A 17,780-nucleotide genomic window follows, 5' to 3' on the forward strand; every position below is an offset into this window, starting at 1 on the left:
AATGCCCCGGTGCCCAAGTCTCTGGGGCACTCCTTTTCAGGGTTCAAATGTCTTCGCCGGGCGGCTCCAGTGGTCCGCCCGGCGCCATCAAATGACGTTCGGACAGCCAGGGATTCAGTTCCAACGCCTGCGACAACGCCTCTCTTGCCTCGTCTATCCGTTGCAGCCCCAAAAGTGTAAGTGCTCGACCACTTATGGCTGCGACATGGTTGGGCGACAGTTCTATTGCCTTGTCCAGATCGATCAGTGCAGCTTGAAAATTCTGCCTAAGGTAATTCGCAAAGGCGCGTTGGTTGTACCCTTCGGCATATGACGGGCAATAGGCGATGAGCCTGTCAAAATCTTCGATCGCACCCAACAGGTCCCAGGCATTTCGCCGTGTCATGCCTCGATCCAATACGGCCTGAGCGCTTTCATCCGGTGCGTCCGTCCAAAGCTCCCAAAGCTGGTTTGACAATTCCCGGGCCGCACGTTCATTCTCGGCGTTTTGAATCTGCGCGATGAGCGCATCGACGCCTTCCGTATGATCCGGCGGCATCGGGCATTCTTCGGAATATGCAGTAACCGAGGTTGCCAGGAACAGGACTATGGACGCAGCGCAGAGTTTCATATTCCTATGGTGGCCCAAAGGCGGATTTGGTCAACCCATGCCCTCGATACTGCCTGACACTCCCGTCTCTTTGACCGCCTCCATGGCAACAAAGGTCGAGGTGTTTGCCACATGCGGCAGTGAAGAGATTTTCTCAGCCAGAACAGCGCGGTATTCCGACATCGAACCGGTGCGCACCTTCAAGAGATAGTCAAAATTGGACGCGATCATGTGCGCCTGTTCGATCTCGGCGATGCGACGTACGGCGGCGTTGAACTCACCCAGCGCCTTTTCGCGCGTGTCGGACAACCGAACTTCGACAAAAGCAACGTGATCCAGCCCCAGACGGATCGGATCCAGCATTGCGCGATAGCCGGTAATGACCCCTTCGGCCTCGAGCCGTTTCAGCCGCGCCTGAGTTGGCGATTTCGACAAACCGATCCGCCGGGCCAGATCCGCCACGGAAATCCGGCCATCCTCGGCCAGAATCGTCAACAAGGCCTGGTCAAACCGATCCAGTCCGGGAAAGTCCTTTTGCATCTCAAACACCGTTAATTTCAGCACATTGATCTGCAGAATACTGAAAAACGAACGATTGTCCTGAAAAATCACATGTATACTCCCCAAAAGCCCGGAGGATACATGACTCATACCTTGCGCACCTTAATCGACAATCAGACCTACGCCGATCAATCTGTTGCACTGGAAGAACTGGTTGCCCAAGCCTCATTGGCAACCGATGACCGCCAGTCCATCTGCGATGCGGCGGCCCAGTTGGTGCGCGACATCCGGTCCAGCACCTCACCGGGCCTGATGGAGGTGTTTCTGGCCGAATATGGTCTGTCCACTGATGAAGGCGTGGCCCTGATGTGTCTGGCCGAAGCGCTGCTGCGCGTGCCGGACGCTGACACCATAGACGCGCTGATCGAGGACAAGATCGCCCCTTCGGACTGGGGCAAGCATTTGGGTCAGTCTTCCTCCTCTCTGGTCAATGCCTCGACATGGGCACTGATGTTGACCGGGCGCGTTCTGGACGAAGACAAATCCTCGCCCGTGGGGGCGCTGCGCGGGGCGATCAAAAGGCTGGGTGAGCCGGTGATCCGCACAGCAGTGGGACGCGCCATGAAAGAGATGGGCCGCCAGTTCGTGCTGGGCGAAACCATCCAATCGGCGATGTCTCGGGCCAAAGGCATGGAGGCCAAGGGCTACACCTATTCCTATGACATGCTCGGCGAAGCGGCCCGCACCGAGGCTGACGCCGCGCGATATCACCTGTCCTATTCGCGCGCCATTACCGCTATTGCCGAAGCTTGCACGCATGATGATATCCGCGCGAACCCGGGGATATCGGTCAAACTGTCCGCACTGCACCCGCGCTATGAACTGGCGCAGGAAGGGCGCGTGATGGATGAACTGGTCCCGCGTCTGCGTGCCTTGGCCCTGCTGGCAAAATCCGCTGGCATGGGGTTGAACGTGGATGCTGAGGAAGCCGACCGTCTGTCGCTGTCCCTGCAGGTCATCGAGGCCGTGATGGCAGAACCTGCGCTGGCCGGATGGGACGGATTCGGCATCGTGGTTCAGGCCTATGGCCCACGGGCCGGGCTGGTGTTGGACACGCTGTATGACATGGCCCAGCGACATGACCGCAAACTCATGGTTCGGCTGGTCAAAGGCGCTTATTGGGATACCGAGATCAAGCGCGCTCAGGTCGAGGGGGTCGACGGTTTCCCGGTCTTCACCCAAAAGGCCGCAACGGATGTGTCATACATCGCAAATGCCCGCAAATTGCTGGCGATGACGGATCGTATCTATCCACAATTCGCCACACACAACGCTCATACCGTCAGCGCAATCCTGCATATGGCTGATGATCAGCCGTTCGAGTTCCAGCGCCTGCATGGGATGGGCGAAACCCTGCATCAAATCGTCAAGGACAAGCAGAACGCCCGCTGTCGTATCTATGCGCCCGTCGGTGCGCATCGTGACTTGCTGGCCTATCTGGTCCGTCGCTTGCTGGAAAACGGTGCAAACTCGTCTTTTGTCAACCAGATCGTCGACGAGGACGTCCCGCCCGAGGTCGTCGCGGCGGACCCGTTCGACATGGTGCAAAAGCCGGCGACGCCGCTGCCGACCGGCCCCGAACTATTCAAACCCGAGCGGCCGAATTCCAAAGGCTTCGATCTGCATCACACGCCAACGCTTGATAGCATCGAGGCTGCTCGGGATCAGTTCAGGGCGCATCACTGGTACGCGCAACCGCTTCTGTCGGAAACCGCCAAGCCGGAAAAAGACCAACCTGTGATCAATCCCGCGCAACCCCAGGACCATCCCGGCTCTGTCGCAGCGGCCAGCGAGGAAGATGTCGAGCTGGCCTTGGCGACGGCAAACCCATGGCACGCCTCGGCCCCCGATCGAGCGCGTATTCTGAACGCTGCGGCCGATCTCTACGAGGCACATTTCGGCGAACTTTTCGCTCTTTTGGCGCGGGAGGCCGGAAAATCCCTGCCCGACGCGGTTGCCGAACTGCGCGAGGCCGTCGATTTCCTGCGCTACTACGCCGCCAATATTCCCGGCGCAAAACCTGCTGGCGTGTTTACCTGCATCAGCCCATGGAATTTTCCGCTGGCGATCTTCACCGGTCAGATATCGGCGGCCTTGGCGACCGGAAACGCCGTGCTGGCCAAACCAGCGCCGCAAACCCCGCTGATCGCACATCGGGCAGTGCAGCTGCTTCACCAAGCCGGTGTGCCACGAGACGCCCTGCAACTGTTGCCCGGAGGCCCGATGGTGGGCGCAGCGCTGACCTCGGATTCCCGCGTTAACGGAGTGGCGTTTACCGGATCGACCGCGACTGCATTGAAAATCCGCGCAGCAATGGCCGAAAACCTTCGTCCCGGCACCCCGTTGATTGCGGAAACGGGTGGTTTGAATGCGATGATCGTGGACAGCACCGCGCTGCCGGAACAAGCTGTTCAGTCCATCATGGAAAGCGCGTTTCAATCCGCTGGCCAGCGGTGTTCGGCTTTGCGCTGCTTGTACGTGCAGGAAGACATCGCAGACGATCTTCTGACGATGCTGAAAGGTGCAATGGATGCGTTTCAGATTGGCGACCCTTGGCTGATCTCAACCGATTGCGGGCCGGTCATCGATGAGCAGGCACGCCAGGGCATTGCGGAACACGTTGCCCGGGCACGCGCCGATGGTCGGGTGCTCAAGGAACTGTCCTTGCCGCCTGAAGGAACATTTGTTGCGCCAACGCTAATCGAAATTCCCGGAATCGCTGCGCTGGAGCGTGAAGTGTTCGGCCCGGTCCTGCATGTCGCTCGGTTCAGGGCGCAGGATATCGACCATGTCATCGCCGATATCAATGCCACCGGTTATGGGTTGACCTTTGGCCTGCACACTCGGATCGACGATCGGGTTCAACACGTGACCGAAGCGATCCATGCGGGCAACATCTACGTCAATCGCAATCAGATTGGGGCAATCGTTGGTTCGCAACCGTTCGGGGGCGAGGGGCTGTCGGGTACGGGACCCAAGGCAGGCGGGCCGAACTACATGGCCCGGTTCTGCGCACCCGATCGGCAGACGACCTCGGCTGAATGGACCGACACGATGCCGTCGCTTCCCGTGGCTAAAGGCCAGGCCGTCGCGGTCCGGACTCAAACTCTGCCCGGACCGACCGGTGATTCAAATCGTCTGAGTGAGTTTCCCCGGCCTCCGCTTTTGTGCATGGGCCCCGGAGCGGACGCCGCAAAAGCGCAGGCGGACGCTGTCAATGCCCTGGGCGGAACCGCAATCTGCGCAACCGGCGCCGTGGACCTGCATCGGCTGGAAAACCTGACTGATATCGCAGGTGTGCTGTGGTGGGGTGACGAAGGCACGGCCCGCGAGATCGAACGGCATCTGGCCCGCCGAGATGGCCCAATTCTCCCACTGATCCCCGGCAAGCCGGACCGTGCACGTGTTTTGGGAGAGCGTCACGTCTGCGTTGACACCACGGCGGCAGGTGGCAACGCGGCCCTTTTGGGTGGTGCGGCATAACCGAACCTTGACGCTGGGCCGGTAAAGGCCCAGCGTCACGCCATGTTTCCGATCCGAGACCATAACCCTTCGGGGCGCACACCCTTTGTCGTCTATACGCTGATGGCGGCCAATATCCTGATCTTCCTCAGTTATGTAGGGATCATGGACGAGGCGCGCCTGATTAATCGCCTGTATTTCGACTATGCGATCATTCCTGCGCGGATCGCCGACGGAGTCGCGTTCGAGACATTGGTCACGTCGATGTTCCTTCATGGCGGCTGGATGCATCTGGCCGGAAACATGCTGTTCCTGTGGATCTTTGGCGACAATCTGGAAGACGAGATGGGCCACCTGCCCTTTTTGCTGTTCTATATTATTGCCGGTGTCGGCGCGGGGTTAATCCATGTCGTGACAGCTCCGGACTCCGTTGTTCCGACCATTGGCGCGTCGGGTGCAATCGCTGGCGTCATGGGTGGGTACTTGCTGTTATTCCCGCGCGCCCGTGTAGACATCCTGCTGATTTTGATCGTCTATATTCGTATCTTCACGATACCGGCTTTTGTCATGTTGGGCGTTTGGCTTGGGTTCCAGTTCCTTGGCAGTCTGGCCAGCAGCCCGGACGAAGGCGGTGTTGCCTATTGGGCGCATACAGGCGGGTTTGTGGTTGGGCTGATCCTGTGCATCCCGCTTTGGCTGAAACGGGGCGGGACAGGATACTGGAATCGCACCCATGGTCACCCACCGCATCCGGAGCATAAATACAAACTTTCGGCGTCGCGAATTCCCAAAATACCCCGCCGGTAGTCCTTTTAAGACGGGTTTTGCCCCCCACTTAAATGCGTGATCTCTTGCGCGGCTTGCGTGACCAAATCGGCCAGCTCCGGTGCCCGCGCCGCATTGAACCGAACGGTCGGACCCGACACCGAAATGCCGGCGCAGGGCTCGCCCCGACTGTTGAATATCGCGGCACCGATACATGACATGCCCTCGTACCGTTCTTCCCGGTCATGAGACCATCCGCGCGCGCGGGTTTCCGATAGATCGTCCAACAACCCCGAATCCGGCAGTCGCGTGTGCTCGGTAAAGGCAATCGGGTCCGTTCCCTGCAGGACCTTGGTCAACGCCACCTCGCTCATCGCGGCCAGAATCGCTTTGCCTGTACCCGAGGCATACATCGGCGTCCTTGCGCCCGGCGGAAAAAATGCGCGGATCGGGTTGAGGGTTTCGACCTGACCGACAAAAACAACTTCCGCCCCGTCCGGTACGGCCAGATTGGCAGTCTCGCCGCTGTCCTGCATCAACCTGCGCAGAATTGGCCTGCCGATCTCAAGTACGCTACTGCGTCTCAGGAAGGTTGCACCGGTCCGGTACGCCTCGATCCCGATCAACCACTCCTGCCGTTCTTCATCAAATGCGACAAACCCGTGCTTTTGCAACGTCACGAGAATGCGGTGCGTGGTGGCCGTTGGCACACCGATCTCACGTGCCAGGTCGCTGAGCGTTGCCTTTTCGAGCCGGGCAATTGACGTTAGAACGCCCAACGCCCGGTCCAGTGATTGCATGGTCCCGGCGGAGCTTTCCTTAAACATCGACTTGGGTCTGCCGCGCGGTCTCTTCTGGGTCTCCAAGGCTGATACTCCCTTACGCATTCGGCCGGTACGATACCAAGGTCAAAAGACTGGCATTTCCCGATCGCTAAATTGAGAAACTAAAATTGTATGATTTTCAGCGTGTTAGATATTTTATTCCATAAATGAAAATATTTTTCAAGAAAATTGCACAATTACGAAAGACAAGCGACACTTATGTCCAAAGCGGAGGACATGATGATGTCAAACCAAAACCCGGTCTTTATTCCAGGCCCTACAAACATTCCCGACCGACTGCGCCTTGCCATGCAGGTGCAGACGCAAGATCACCGCGCCCCGGACTTTGTCGAAACCTTTGCACCAGTCCTTGAAGACACCAAAAAGGTGTTCGGCACGACCGACGGCCAGATCGTGACCTTCCCCGCCAGCGGAACCGGCGGATGGGAGGCAGCTATCACCAATACGCTCAGCCCCGGCGACAAGGTATTGGTGGGCCGCTATGGCGTATTCAGCCATCGCTGGATTGATCTTTGCCAGCGGCACGGGCTGGACGTACAGATCATTGACTGCCCATGGGGCAGCGGAGCGCCAGCTGACAAGTTTCAGGAGGTCCTGTCCGCAGACAAGACCCACGCAATTCGCGCCGTTCTGGTTACGCATAACGAAACGGCCACGGGTGTGCGTTCGGATATTGGTGCCGTTCGGCAGGCGATGGACGCCTCGGATCACCCGGCGATGATGTTCGTGGATTGCGTCAGCTCTCTGGCTTCAATGCCGTTTGAGTTTGATCGCTGGGGCGTCGACATCGCCGTTTCAGGTTCGCAAAAAGGGTTCATGCTGGCGACCGGTATGGCGATTTTGTGCGTCAGCCCCAAAGCGTTGGAAGCCGTGGAAACGGCAAAACTGTCCCGCACATTCTTTGATTTTAAGGACATGATGGCGGCCAATGCTTCCGGAGGTTTCCCTTACACCCCTCCCCTGCAACTGATTTACGGCATGCGGGAAAGCCTGAAAATGCTGTTCGAAGAAGGCCTTGATAACGTCTATGCACGTCATTTCCGCCTCGCCGAAGGGGTGCGCCGCGCGGTGGATGCCTGGGGCCTGAAACTGGTCGCGCAATCGCCGGACCTTTATTCGGACACCGTCAGCGCCATTTACGTGCCTGAAGGGTTCGACAGCAACGCCCTGACCGATCACGCGTTCAATGCTTACGGCGTCTCGTTCGGGATCGGACTGGGGCAGTTGAATGGCAAAGCGTTCCGCATCGGCCATCTGGGCAGTCTGACAGACGTGATGGTTCTGTCCGGGCTGGCAACCATCGAAATGGCGATGGCTGATCAGAACTATCCCATCACGCTGGGCAGCGGTGTTGCGGCCGCACAGGACTTTTTTCGCACGGGGCCGTCCGGCCACGCACAGGCTGCGGCGTAAGGAGGGCATGGATGTTGGATCAAATTGCTGCTGCTGACCTGACAATTGACGACATGCGCACGGCGCATGAACGGATAAAACCATATATTCGCCGAACGCCGGTGATGACGTCTGATTACCTCAACGATCTGACCGGCGCGCAGTTGTTCTTCAAATGCGAGAACTTTCAGGAGGCCGGTGCCTTCAAGGTGCGCGGAGCCTGCAACGCGGTGTTCGGACTGCCCGAAGATATGATGGAAAAAGGTGTCTGCACGCATTCCAGCGGTAACCATGCGCTGTCTCTGTCCTACGCAGCGGGCCGACGCGGCATTCCATGCAACGTGGTCATGCCGCGTACGGCACCGCAAGCCAAAAAGGACGCCGTGCGCCGCTATGGCGGAACGATTACAGAATGCGAGCCGTCAACGTCATCCCGAGAGGCGACATTTGCCGAAGTACAGGCACGCACGGGGGGCGAGTTCGTGCATCCCTACAATGATCCGCGCGTGATCGCAGGTCAGGCCACGTGCTCGGCAGAGCTGCTGGAGCAGACCGAGGGCGTGGACGCAGTTATCGCACCCATCGGCGGTGGTGGCATGGTGTCCGGCACATGCCTGACGGTTTCCAATCTGGCACCGCAAACCGCGATTTTTGCGGCAGAGCCGGAACAGGCTGACGATGCCTACCGCTCGTTCAAGGCAGGCCATATCATCGCGGATGATGCGCCCAAGACGATTGCCGACGGTCTGTTGGTTCCGCTTAAGGAAAACACCTGGCATTTCGTTTCGAACCACGTGACCGATATCTTCACGGCGTCCGACGCCGAGATCATCGAAGCGATGAAACTGACCTGGAAGTACTTGCGGGTGGTGATGGAGCCATCTTCGGCGGTACCGCTGGCCACCATTCTGAAGAACCCCGACATGTTTCGGGGCAAGCGCGTCGGCGTGATCGTCACCGGCGGCAATGTGGATCTGGATAAACTGCCCTGGCTGAAAGGGTAAGGAGGAAGAAGATGAACAAACCTGTGAACATTGATCAGCTTGAGGTTGGCTTCGACATCCCTGCCGCTGTCGGCATGGATGAGGCCGACATTCAGACGCCCTGCCTGATCCTCGATCTGGACGCGCTGGAGCGGAACATCAAGAAGATGGGCGACTATGCCAAAGAACACGGAATGCGTCACCGCGTTCACGGCAAGATGCACAAATCGGTTGATGTGGCCAAGCTGCAGGAGGAACTGGGCGGCGCCGTCGGAGTGTGCTGTCAGAAGGTATCCGAGGCCGAAGTGTTCGCCCGTGGTGGCATCAAGGATATTCTTGTCTCGAACCAGGTGCGCGACCCCGCCAAGATCGACCGTCTTGCGCGCCTTCCCAAGCTGGGTGCCCGCACGATCGTTTGCGTCGATGACATCGATAACGTCGCGGACCTGTCAGCAGCGGCCCAGAACCACGGAACCGAGCTGGAAGTTTTCGTTGAGATTGACTGCGGCGCAGGTCGTTGTGGCGTAACAACGACCCCGGATGTGGTTGCAATCGCCAAGGCCGTCGAAGCTGCGCCCAATCTGAAATTCACTGGAATTCAGGCATATCAGGGCGCTATGCAGCATCTGGATACTTACGACGCGCGTAAAGAAAAACTGGATGCAGCGATTGCGATGGTCAAAGACGCTGTTGACGGCCTGGAGGCCGAGGGTATCTCGTGCGAGCTGGTTTCGGGCGGTGGAACAGGGTCTTACTACTTCGAAAGCAATTCAGGCGTTTACAACGAGTTGCAGTGCGGTTCCTACGCGTTCATGGATGCCGATTATGGTCGCATTCTGGACAAAGATGGCAATCGGATCGATCAGGGAGAATGGGAGAATGCACTGTTCATCCTGACCAGCGTCATGAGCCACGCCAAACCCGACAAGGCCATTTGCGATGCGGGCCTCAAGGCTCAGTCGGTCGATAGCGGGCTGCCGTTTATCTTTGGGCGCGACGACGTGGAATACCTCAAATGTTCCGACGAGCATGGCGTGATCGGTGACCCGAATGGTGTGCTCAAGGTAAATGACAAACTGCGACTGGTGCCGGGTCATTGTGATCCCACCTGCAACGTCCATGATTGGTACGTGGGTGTACGAAACGGCAAAGTCGAAGCCTTGTGGCCCGTCTCGGCCCGCGGAAAGGCTTACTGAACGATGAGGGATGCCATGAATACGCAAGATGGCCTGCTGATTGTAGGCGAAGACCTCTGCCAGAAGCTGGTCGGCCGCGAACAGGCCTTTGAAGCCGTGCAATCGGTCTTTGGTGCTATGGCCAGCGGAGGTGCCTGGAACTTCCCGGTTGTCCGCGAAGCGTTGGGTTATGCCGATGCTCTCTATGGTTTCAAATCCGGCTTTGACCGCGACGGTCAGGTTCTGGGCGTGAAGTCAGGGGGGTACTGGCCCGGAAACGCCGACAAAGGGCTGACAAACCATCAGTCCACGGTGTTTCTGTTTGATCCCGACACGGGGCGATTGTCCGCTCTGGTCGGCGGCAATTACCTGACAGCCGTGCGCACGGCGGCCTCCTCGGCGGTCTCGATCGCGCATCTGGCCCGCGCGGACGCCAAAGTTCTGGGCATGGTTGGCGCAGGACATCAGTCCACGTTCCAACTGCGCGCCGCAGCCGAGCAGCGCGCGTTTGAAAAGGTCGTGGCCTGGAACCCGCATCCGGATATGCTGCCGCGTCTGGCGGCAGTCGCCGAAGAGATCGGCTTGGAATTCGAAGCCGTCAGCCAGCAGGAACTGGGTGCGCAGGCCGACGTGATCATTACGATCACCTCGGCGTTCGAACCTCTCTTGATGAAAGACTGGATCAAACCCGGCACGCACCTGGCCTGCATGGGCACGGACACCAAAGGCAAGATGGAAGTCGACCCCGCACTTGTCGCCAATGCTTCTGTTTTCACCGACGAAGTGGCGCAATCCGTCACCATAGGCGAAGCGCAACACGCCGTTGGCTCGGGCGATCTCTCAGAAGACGAAATCACTCAGATCGGCGCTGTCATCAATGGTGATCATGCCGGTCGCACCAGTGAGACTGAGATCACATTGTTCGACGGAACCGGCGTGGGGCTTCAGGACCTGGCGGTGGCCTCCGTAGCCGCGAGGCTGGCGGACGAGGCCGGACTGGCACAGCGCACCACCCTCTAAAACGAACAAGCGCGCCCCGTCGGGGCGCGCCTGTTCGCTTCTTGCTTCCGAAGCTTAGCCCCGGATGACCTTGGCGAAATTGTCGAAAATCGGTTCGTTGGCGCAGATCACCTCACCGTCTTCCAGTACGCTGCCTTCGGGGTTGATGGCCTGAACGAAACCGCCTGCTTCTGTGACGATGATTATTCCAGCGGCCAGATCCCAGGCATGCAACCTGCGTTCCCAGAATCCTTCATATCGGCCTGCGGCCACGTAGGCCATGTCCAGCGCCGCAGCTCCCCAGCGACGCACACCGGCGCATGTGGGCATCAGGCGCGCCAGATCCTGCAGCGTGGCAGGCAAGTCGGAACGGCCACCAAAAGGCACGCCGGTTGCAAAGACCGACTCGATCATGCGGTGACGACCCGAAACGCGGATACGGGTGTCATTCATCCACGCGCCCTCGCCTTTTTCGGCAAAGAACATTTCGTCCTTGGCCGCGTCATAGATCACTCCGGCGACAATCTTGCCCTTGTGCTCCAGCGCGATGGAGACTGCCCAATGGGGCAAGCCATGCAGAAAGTTCGTGGTGCCGTCCAGCGGATCGACAATCCAGCGACGGGTCGGATCTTCTCCGTCCTGACCACCGCCTTCTTCGCCCAGCCAGCCATAGGTCGGACGGGCACCCAGCAGTTCCTCTTTCAAGATGTTTTCGGCCGCGATATCAGCCTTGGACACAAAGTCTCCGGCGCCTTTCATCGACACCTGCAGGTTCTCGACTTCACGAAAATCCTTGACCAAAGACCGCCCCGCTTTGCGCGCGGCTTTCATCATGATGTTGAGATTTGCACTGCCAACCATTTTCAAAAGGCTCCTGTCCGGTCAAACCGCGCGTATACTGGGGCAATGCGCCCTTGCCAAGAGGAATGATGCGCATAGCAGACCCGCGTTTTGCGCTTATTGCGCCTGCAGCTTTCGCGCCTCGGTCCGGGCCAGTTTCACCAGTTCCTGCACAAAGGGTTTTTCCAGGTCTTCGGACCGAACAGCGGCGTAGAGCCTGCGTGTGATCCCTTCTTTCGTGAGCGGGCGCGTGACATAGTCCGAGTTGTATTTGACTTCACGCACAACCCAGTCCGGCAGCACCGAAACCCCTCTGTTCGAGGCGACAAGCAGCAGGATCACAGCGGTCAACTCGACCTGACGGATCGTCGCGGGTTCAACGCGCGCGGGGATCAGAAGCTGGCTGAATACATCCAGTCGGGTGCGCTCCACCGGATAGGTGATCAATGTCTGACCGCGAAAATCCTCGGCTTCGATGTAGGCTTTTTTCGCAAGGGGATGAGAAGATGCAGCCACAAACACCGCGTTGTAATCGAAGAGTTCGACAAACTCGACACCAGGCAGATCTTCCGGGTCCGATGACACGACCAGATCAACTTCTTCTTTTTGCAACGCAGGCAAAGCGTCGAACGCGAGGCCGGGTCGAATGTCCACATCCACGTCGGGCCAGGATTTGCGGAATGCCTCCAACACTGGAAACAACCACTCAAAGCAGGCGTGACATTCGATCGCGATATGCATCCGCCCTGTGCGGCCATCTCGGAGTGACGAAAACTCATCCTGCATCGCCTCGACCTGAGGCAGAATCTGTTCGGCCAATCGCAGCAAGCGCAACCCGGCAGCGGATAATTTCATCGGTTTCGAACGACGCAGGAACAGTTCGACACCGGCCTGATCTTCCAACCCTTTGATCTGATGACTTAATGCCGATTGCGTTATGTTTAGTTGATCCGCCGCACGGGCCAACCCGCCGCATTCGTGTATGGCCTTGATTGTGCGAAGGTGGCGGAATTCGATATGCATATCTCACGCAACTCATGTTGTTCTTGAATAATATGAGTTTGTCTCACAATGCATTGGATGTCACAAGGGGATAGTTCTGCTGTTGATGAGGCTCCGATGACTACGCCCGAAATTTCCTTCGAGTTCTTCCCGCCCAAGTCGCTGGAGGCGTCATTCCGCCTTTGGGACACCGTTCAAACGCTTGCTCCGTTAGAGCCCCGGTTTGTTTCCGTAACCTACGGTGCTGGGGGCACGACGCGTGAATTGACGCGAGACGCCGTTGCCACACTTCACAAATCCTCGGGATTGCCTGTCGCGGCACATCTTACCTGCGTCGACGCCTCGCGTCAGGAAACGCTGGAAATCGCCGACACATTCGCGCGCGCCGGAGTTCAGGATATTGTCGCCCTGCGTGGTGATCCGCCTTCGGGTCAGGATCGGTTTGTGCCACATCCGGATGGATTTGCGAATTCTGTCGAGTTGATTTCTGCATTGGCCGAAACCGAAATGTTCAGCATCCGGGTTGGCGCTTACCCCGATATTCACCCCGAGGCGCAAAACGCGCGTACCGATGTTGACTGGTTGAAGGCAAAACTGGATGCCGGCGCGGACGAGGCACTGACACAGTTCTTCTTCGAGGCCGAGACGTTTTTTCGGTTCCGCGATGCCTGTGCCAAGGCCGGGATCGACAAACCCATCGTTCCGGGCATCCTGCCGATCGAAAACTGGAAAGGCGCCCGCAAATTTGCAGAGCGTTGTGGTACCCGTATTCCGCCCTGGATCGATCAGGCCTTTGAAAAAGCTGTGCGCGATGATCGCGAGGATCTGCTGGCCACGGCGCTGTGTACCGAACTTTGTTCGGACCTGATTGAAGGCGGCGTCGACAAACTGCATTTCTACACGCTCAATCGCCCCGAGCTTACCCGAGACGTGTGTTTCGCCTTGGGAATCACTCCGCGCGCGGAACTGCAGAACGTGGCTTGATTTCGCGCACTGAAGTCTGTGATTGGGCCAATGAATGTTGGCCCAATCGCCATTTTTCGCATTTGATTCAGATGAAATCAGGTCGACAGTTTCGGGCAACAATTTCGAAATGCTCGACCAAACTGTTGACCCAATTCACGCTAATACCCCGATAAATTTGACAAAAATGCAGCCATTCACAAAGTGGTGTGAGTGTAGTTGTTAACGAGTTCTGTGAGTATGGAGCCAGTAAGTAAGATAAAGGCTCGGGCCGAAGCGTTGAAAGAGCTGGGTCTAGACCAAAATGCCAGTGCCGATGAAATTCGCGATGCCTGGCGAGACGTGGCCTTTCACGCCCACCCCGATCACACCGGTGGTGATTGCGCTGATTTTGCGCGCGCCAAATCGGCTTATGATTTCCTCCGGAAAGAGGGGCTGGCCGGCAACAATCGCGCGGGACCAACGAAGCCACGCCGCCCGAAACTGCGCAAGCGCGTGGTTGAGTTGTCGGCCGATGTTCTTAAGACGTGCCGCGAACTCTTATGCCCTGACCGGGTTCTGTCGCATGCGCCAGACACCGGTGGAGTACCAGAAGATTCATCCGACCTAACTTCTGATCCTGCGGCTGATCACATCCCGGATGCGATTGGCTGTTTCGGTCGTGACCTGACTTATTTTGTAAAGACACCAGTCTGTGAAGGTCCGAACCGGGTGGCCTTGCCAACTTCGGTTTTGGCAGGCACGCGCAAGGCCGAGGCGGAAATTCTGACCTTCCAATCCAAAAATTCGGGGAAAGGCGAAGTTGTGGTTCCGGATACAATCCGCGTTCGAAAATTTCCCGGTGCTCGCAGCGTAAAGATCAAATTCGATGCGAACCAGCAGATGAGAGATGACTACTGGCTTGCCAGTTAAAGGGGGGTTGTGCCCATCTGCACATAAAGCCCGGCTGAAATCAGCCGGGCTTTTTTCTTGCCTGTATCAGTTGGTGACCGGACCTTCGGAAGTGAATTTCGGGATAACGCTGGTCGATGCGGCATCAGCCTCGATCCCGGGCCAGTTTCCTTCGGCCAAGTTGATATTGCCCGGTACATCCTCTTCCCAGAAACCGACCACTACATCTGTGATGTTCAGATAAAGCTTGTCATCGACGATCCGCCACAGGTTGGGGTTGGCCGGAACCTTGCCGCCGCGCGACACACCATAGGCGCAATGGCCGTCATATTGCGGCGCATAGTATGCCGGGTTTTCCAGAAATTTGTCGCGATTTTCTTCAGTCGCAAACGCCCACGTCGAGCCGTTGTATTCCGCTGTGATTTCCGAGCGACCGCGGACTGCCTCGGGCTGTGCCTGACCGACAGGAACTTGGTCGAGGCTGCGATACGCTACGACATCATAGCCCGAAACGGCAAAGCCGGTGCCGTCGACATACTGATCTCCGGCAAAGGCGGGGATGGCAAACGCCATCGCTGCCGCAAAAGTCATGGCAAATCGTTTCATGTGGTCGATCCTTTTTTTGTCTCAACAATTTCTGATGCGCCATCGTGGCGGAACTGGCATGACAATAAGTGATTCTGGATGACTTCGTAGTCCCGCTCGCGGCGGTGTGACCGACTACCAAGAAACGTGAGGCCGCGGCCGGGTATTGTTACAAAAACAGTTTCCCGACCGGGGTTGGACTTTGCCTTTTGCAATATTAGCTGTGGATGCAGCGGCCGCGCGGCCCGGCAGTGAAACGAAAGGCACGAGATGAGCGAACTATCCACCTATACCCCTCCGAAGGTCTGGACCTGGGACAGCGAAAGCGGCGGGCGTTTTGCCAATATCAACCGGCCCATTGCTGGCGCCACTCATGAAAAGGAGCTGCCTGTCGGACAGCATCCTTTACAGCTGTACTCGCTTGCGACACCGAACGGAGTAAAAGTGACGGTCATGCTGGAAGAACTGCTGGCACTTGGGCACAAGGAAGCCGAGTACAACGCCTGGCTGATCGATATTGGCGAAGGCGAGCAGTTCAGTTCAGGATTTGTAGGTGCCAACCCCAACTCCAAGATCCCCGCCCTGTGGGACCGGTCAGGCGAGGAGCCGGTGCGCGTATTCGAAAGCGCTTCGATCCTGTTTCATCTGGCCGAGAAGTTCGGAGCGTTCCTGCCCAAAGTCGGCCCCGAGCGGACGGAGGTGATGAACTGGGTTTTCTGGCAGATGGGCAGCGCGCCCTATCTGGGCGGCGGATTTGGTCACTTCTACGCTTATGCGCCTGAAAAGTGGCAATATCCGATCGATCGTTTCGCGATGGAGGCCAAACGCCAACTGGACGTTCTGGATCGTGAACTGGCGGAGAAAACCTATATCGCAGGCGATGAATACTCCATCGCAGACATGGCAATCTGGCCTTGGTACGGTCAGTTGGTCCTGGGTCGTCTCTATGATGCAGCTGAATTCCTGGATGTGGAATCCTACAAAAACGTGGTGCGTTGGGCCAAGGAAGTTGATGCGCGCCCGGCGGTTCGGCGCGGGCGCATGGTCAACCGGTCATTCGGCGAGCCTCACATGCAACTGCATGAGCGTCATGACGCGAGCGATTTTGAGACGCGCACACAAGACAAACTGGAACCGGCGGACTAACTCTTAGACTACCGAAGAATCGGGGGCCGTTCCGGATCGCTTCCCGGTGCGGCCCTTTCTGCGTTCGACGCCTGCGGTTGCGGAAGGTCGAACCGCAAGCCGACTTTGGCCAAGGCCGTCGTCGTCGGATCATCCGCCTCGAAAAACCCGACATCCAATGCGCCAGCGTCGATCCCGGAAAAAGTCAGGGCCTCGGACACAGCCCGCGCCAGCGCCGGTTTTGCGGCGTCAATCGCAGCTACGAATCCAAGCAAGTGACCCCGACCACCGCCATCAGATTTCGTTCCGACAAGAAATGCAGTTGCAGCCAGACCGGCAGCGGTCGCGAGCTTCGTGTCCAGCGCCGATAGCAGCGTGTCAGGCAGACCAGTTGGCGGCAGAAATTCTGCCAGACGTTGCCGAACTTCTTCTGGGCCATGTTGCAAAGTGGCCGACAACCACCCCAGCGCTTCGGCCGGAATTAGCATCGAGGACGGTGCAACATCCAGATTCAGCCCCAGCCCGACCCCCTGCCCGGCCAGCATTGATGACAAGACCCGCCCGGATAGCGCCACGTAGGGAACCGGACGACCAGCGAACTGTGCCAACCGCTCCTCCAGATCAAAGACCAGCACGAAACGGCCATCGGCCACATCGAAGAGTTCCGGCGAGATGTGTTCGTCCTGCGCTTCTTCAGCCAGCATCAGGAACAGTTCACTGTCGGCCAGGCGCTCGAAAAACCGTAACCGCGCCGCGTCATCTTGCGGGGCGGCCTCCATCGCAGAATGCGCGGTGTCCAGAGCCGTGGCGTCAGTCATTCAGCACCTCTTGCACCCGGGCACGCAGATCCGGCACCAATTCGGTCTCGAACCACGGGTTTTTCTTCAACCAAGCCGTATTGCGCCAGGACGGATGAGGCAAGGCAAAGACCCGCGGCGCATGGTCCCGCCAGTTCCGCACCGTTTCGGTCACCGATGATTTTGTGCCAAGGTGGTACTTATGCGCATGCCCGCCAACCAAAACGGTCAGCGGCACCTCACCCAGTTCCGCCATCACCCGGCCATGCCAAGTGCGGCGGCAGAGTGGAGGGGGCGGCAGATCCGCATTGCGATCATCGTAGCCGGGAAAACAAAACGCCATTGGCACGATTGAGACCTTTGATCGATCATAGAACGCCGCCTCGTCCAGCCCGAGCCACTCGCGCAGACGATCCCCCGATGGATCGGTAAAAGGACGGCCCGACTCGTGCACCCGAGCACCGGGTGCCTGACCTGCGATCAGGATACGGGTGCCGGAACGGAACCAAACAACCGGGCGCGGCTGATGCGCAGTTGCGGTTTCCGCAAACCGCCCCGCACAAAGTCGGCAATTTTCGATTTCCCGGGACAGTGAGGTCATCAATTCCTGCTTTTTCTTCAAAGAGGCCCGGCATAGATATGCAAGTTCAGTGCAGCGTCCAATACCCGTCTGATGCCTCCAACATCACACATTGCGTGATAACCTCTCTGAACGCATTGATCATTTGTTTCATAATTCGACATAATGTGGCCAACATGGATCGGTAGCACTCATGCATTTAAACCGACGCGCGCCGAAGGACTGA

General features: G+C 58.0%; 17 protein-coding genes. 9 read left to right on the forward strand and 8 right to left on the reverse strand.

What is annotated here, in order from left to right:
• Positions 1-43 precede the first annotated feature (43 nt).
• Both AC2TEL_RS11010 and AC2TEL_RS11015 read right to left on the reverse strand, forming a co-directional pair.
• Positions 44-610: a tetratricopeptide repeat protein gene (locus AC2TEL_RS11010; protein ID WP_480903876.1), complete on the reverse strand. Its 567-nt coding sequence runs from the start codon at positions 608-610 to the stop codon at positions 44-46.
• A gap of 30 nt (positions 611-640) precedes the next feature.
• Positions 641-1,129, reverse strand: a complete 489-nt coding sequence (locus AC2TEL_RS11015; RefSeq protein ID WP_480844002.1) for an Lrp/AsnC family transcriptional regulator — start codon at positions 1,127-1,129, stop codon at positions 641-643.
• Between the two features lie 102 nt (positions 1,130-1,231).
• Between AC2TEL_RS11015 and putA the strand changes: the two genes are divergently transcribed.
• Both putA and AC2TEL_RS11025 read left to right on the forward strand, forming a co-directional pair.
• The gene (putA, locus tag AC2TEL_RS11020) at positions 1,232-4,633 is read left to right on the forward strand and encodes a bifunctional proline dehydrogenase/L-glutamate gamma-semialdehyde dehydrogenase PutA (protein ID WP_480903879.1); all 3,402 of its coding nucleotides are present in this window, start codon (positions 1,232-1,234) and stop codon (positions 4,631-4,633) included.
• A gap of 42 nt (positions 4,634-4,675) precedes the next feature.
• Complete coding sequence (locus AC2TEL_RS11025; RefSeq protein ID WP_480843829.1) at positions 4,676-5,419, forward strand: rhomboid family intramembrane serine protease; 744 nt, start codon at positions 4,676-4,678, stop codon at positions 5,417-5,419.
• Between the two features lie 5 nt (positions 5,420-5,424).
• Here AC2TEL_RS11025 and AC2TEL_RS11030 read toward each other — a convergent pair whose 3' ends face one another.
• Entirely contained in the window at positions 5,425-6,243 is an 819-nt protein-coding gene (locus AC2TEL_RS11030; protein WP_480903882.1) for an IclR family transcriptional regulator, read from the reverse strand.
• A gap of 201 nt (positions 6,244-6,444) precedes the next feature.
• Between AC2TEL_RS11030 and bhcA the strand changes: the two genes are divergently transcribed.
• Genes bhcA through bhcD form a run of 4 tightly spaced genes read left to right on the forward strand, consistent with a single transcriptional unit; the run spans position 6,445 to position 10,792 of the window.
• Positions 6,445-7,635 (forward strand): L-aspartate--glyoxylate aminotransferase BhcA, encoded by a 1,191-nt coding sequence (bhcA, locus tag AC2TEL_RS11035; RefSeq protein ID WP_480843831.1) that lies wholly within the window; start codon positions 6,445-6,447, stop codon positions 7,633-7,635.
• 11 nt (positions 7,636-7,646) lie between these two features.
• Positions 7,647-8,618 carry a beta-hydroxyaspartate dehydratase BhcB gene (bhcB, locus tag AC2TEL_RS11040; RefSeq protein WP_480843832.1) on the forward strand — a complete coding sequence of 324 codons (972 nt, stop codon included), beginning with the start codon at positions 7,647-7,649 and terminating at the stop codon, positions 8,616-8,618.
• Between the two features lie 11 nt (positions 8,619-8,629).
• Positions 8,630-9,793, forward strand: a complete 1,164-nt coding sequence (gene bhcC, locus AC2TEL_RS11045; protein ID WP_480843833.1) for a 3-hydroxy-D-aspartate aldolase BhcC — start codon at positions 8,630-8,632, stop codon at positions 9,791-9,793.
• Positions 9,794-9,808: 15 nt separating this feature from the next.
• On the forward strand, positions 9,809-10,792 hold the full coding sequence (gene bhcD / locus AC2TEL_RS11050) for an iminosuccinate reductase BhcD (RefSeq protein WP_480843834.1): 984 nt from the start codon (positions 9,809-9,811) through the stop codon (positions 10,790-10,792).
• A gap of 54 nt (positions 10,793-10,846) precedes the next feature.
• Here the strand turns inward: bhcD and AC2TEL_RS11055 are convergent, their stop codons facing one another.
• A complete protein-coding gene (locus tag AC2TEL_RS11055) occupies positions 10,847-11,632 on the reverse strand; it encodes an inositol monophosphatase family protein (protein ID WP_480843835.1) in 786 nt (261 codons plus the stop codon).
• A gap of 96 nt (positions 11,633-11,728) precedes the next feature.
• Positions 11,729-12,634 (reverse strand): LysR family transcriptional regulator, encoded by a 906-nt coding sequence (locus AC2TEL_RS11060; protein WP_480843836.1) that lies wholly within the window; start codon positions 12,632-12,634, stop codon positions 11,729-11,731.
• Positions 12,635-12,730: 96 nt separating this feature from the next.
• On the opposite strand from AC2TEL_RS11060, the gene metF reads away from it, so the two are divergent.
• Both metF and AC2TEL_RS11070 read left to right on the forward strand, forming a co-directional pair.
• Positions 12,731-13,597: a methylenetetrahydrofolate reductase [NAD(P)H] gene (metF, locus tag AC2TEL_RS11065; protein ID WP_480843837.1), complete on the forward strand. Its 867-nt coding sequence runs from the start codon at positions 12,731-12,733 to the stop codon at positions 13,595-13,597.
• A gap of 219 nt (positions 13,598-13,816) precedes the next feature.
• Positions 13,817-14,488, forward strand: coding sequence for a DnaJ domain-containing protein (locus AC2TEL_RS11070; protein ID WP_480843838.1), 672 nt, complete (start codon positions 13,817-13,819; stop codon positions 14,486-14,488).
• 66 nt (positions 14,489-14,554) lie between these two features.
• Here the strand turns inward: AC2TEL_RS11070 and AC2TEL_RS11075 are convergent, their stop codons facing one another.
• Complete coding sequence (locus AC2TEL_RS11075) at positions 14,555-15,073, reverse strand: YHS domain-containing (seleno)protein (protein ID WP_480903885.1); 519 nt, start codon at positions 15,071-15,073, stop codon at positions 14,555-14,557.
• A gap of 249 nt (positions 15,074-15,322) precedes the next feature.
• Here AC2TEL_RS11075 and yghU point away from each other — a divergent pair, with 249 nt between their 5' ends.
• Entirely contained in the window at positions 15,323-16,198 is an 876-nt protein-coding gene (gene yghU / locus AC2TEL_RS11080; protein ID WP_480903888.1) for a glutathione-dependent disulfide-bond oxidoreductase, read from the forward strand.
• Between the two features lie 8 nt (positions 16,199-16,206).
• Here the strand turns inward: yghU and AC2TEL_RS11085 are convergent, their stop codons facing one another.
• Both AC2TEL_RS11085 and AC2TEL_RS11090 read right to left on the reverse strand, forming a co-directional pair.
• Positions 16,207-16,995 (reverse strand): SseB family protein, encoded by a 789-nt coding sequence (locus AC2TEL_RS11085; protein WP_480903891.1) that lies wholly within the window; start codon positions 16,993-16,995, stop codon positions 16,207-16,209.
• Positions 16,988-17,575: a uracil-DNA glycosylase family protein gene (locus AC2TEL_RS11090; RefSeq protein WP_480903894.1), complete on the reverse strand. Its 588-nt coding sequence runs from the start codon at positions 17,573-17,575 to the stop codon at positions 16,988-16,990. Before AC2TEL_RS11090 ends, AC2TEL_RS11085 begins: the two co-directional genes overlap by 8 nt.
• Between the last annotated feature and the right edge of the window lie 205 nt (positions 17,576-17,780).

This window comes from Ruegeria sp. HKCCD9138, from assembly GCF_057220975.1.

Excerpts from the sequence above, each read along its gene's own strand:
- bhcD (WP_480843834.1), top strand. The coding sequence starts at position 9,809 with ATGAATACGCAAGATGGCCTGCTGATTGTAGGCGAAGACCTCTGCCAG.
- AC2TEL_RS11025 (WP_480843829.1), top strand. The coding sequence starts at position 4,676 with ATGTTTCCGATCCGAGACCATAACCCTTCGGGGCGCACACCCTTTGTC.
- AC2TEL_RS11015 (WP_480844002.1), bottom strand. The coding sequence starts at position 1,129 with ATGCAAAAGGACTTTCCCGGACTGGATCGGTTTGACCAGGCCTTGTTG.
- AC2TEL_RS11090 (WP_480903894.1), bottom strand. The coding sequence starts at position 17,575 with ATGACCTCACTGTCCCGGGAAATCGAAAATTGCCGACTTTGTGCGGGG.
- bhcC (WP_480843833.1), top strand. The coding sequence starts at position 8,630 with ATGAACAAACCTGTGAACATTGATCAGCTTGAGGTTGGCTTCGACATC.
- AC2TEL_RS11010 (WP_480903876.1), bottom strand. The coding sequence starts at position 610 with ATGAAACTCTGCGCTGCGTCCATAGTCCTGTTCCTGGCAACCTCGGTT.
- bhcA (WP_480843831.1), top strand. The coding sequence starts at position 6,445 with ATGTCAAACCAAAACCCGGTCTTTATTCCAGGCCCTACAAACATTCCC.
- metF (WP_480843837.1), top strand. The coding sequence starts at position 12,731 with ATGACTACGCCCGAAATTTCCTTCGAGTTCTTCCCGCCCAAGTCGCTG.
- AC2TEL_RS11060 (WP_480843836.1), bottom strand. The coding sequence starts at position 12,634 with ATGCATATCGAATTCCGCCACCTTCGCACAATCAAGGCCATACACGAA.
- putA (WP_480903879.1), top strand. The coding sequence starts at position 1,232 with ATGACTCATACCTTGCGCACCTTAATCGACAATCAGACCTACGCCGAT.
- yghU (WP_480903888.1), top strand. The coding sequence starts at position 15,323 with ATGAGCGAACTATCCACCTATACCCCTCCGAAGGTCTGGACCTGGGAC.
- AC2TEL_RS11070 (WP_480843838.1), top strand. The coding sequence starts at position 13,817 with ATGGAGCCAGTAAGTAAGATAAAGGCTCGGGCCGAAGCGTTGAAAGAG.
- AC2TEL_RS11085 (WP_480903891.1), bottom strand. The coding sequence starts at position 16,995 with ATGACTGACGCCACGGCTCTGGACACCGCGCATTCTGCGATGGAGGCC.
- AC2TEL_RS11055 (WP_480843835.1), bottom strand. The coding sequence starts at position 11,632 with ATGGTTGGCAGTGCAAATCTCAACATCATGATGAAAGCCGCGCGCAAA.
- AC2TEL_RS11075 (WP_480903885.1), bottom strand. The coding sequence starts at position 15,073 with ATGAAACGATTTGCCATGACTTTTGCGGCAGCGATGGCGTTTGCCATC.
- bhcB (WP_480843832.1), top strand. The coding sequence starts at position 7,647 with ATGTTGGATCAAATTGCTGCTGCTGACCTGACAATTGACGACATGCGC.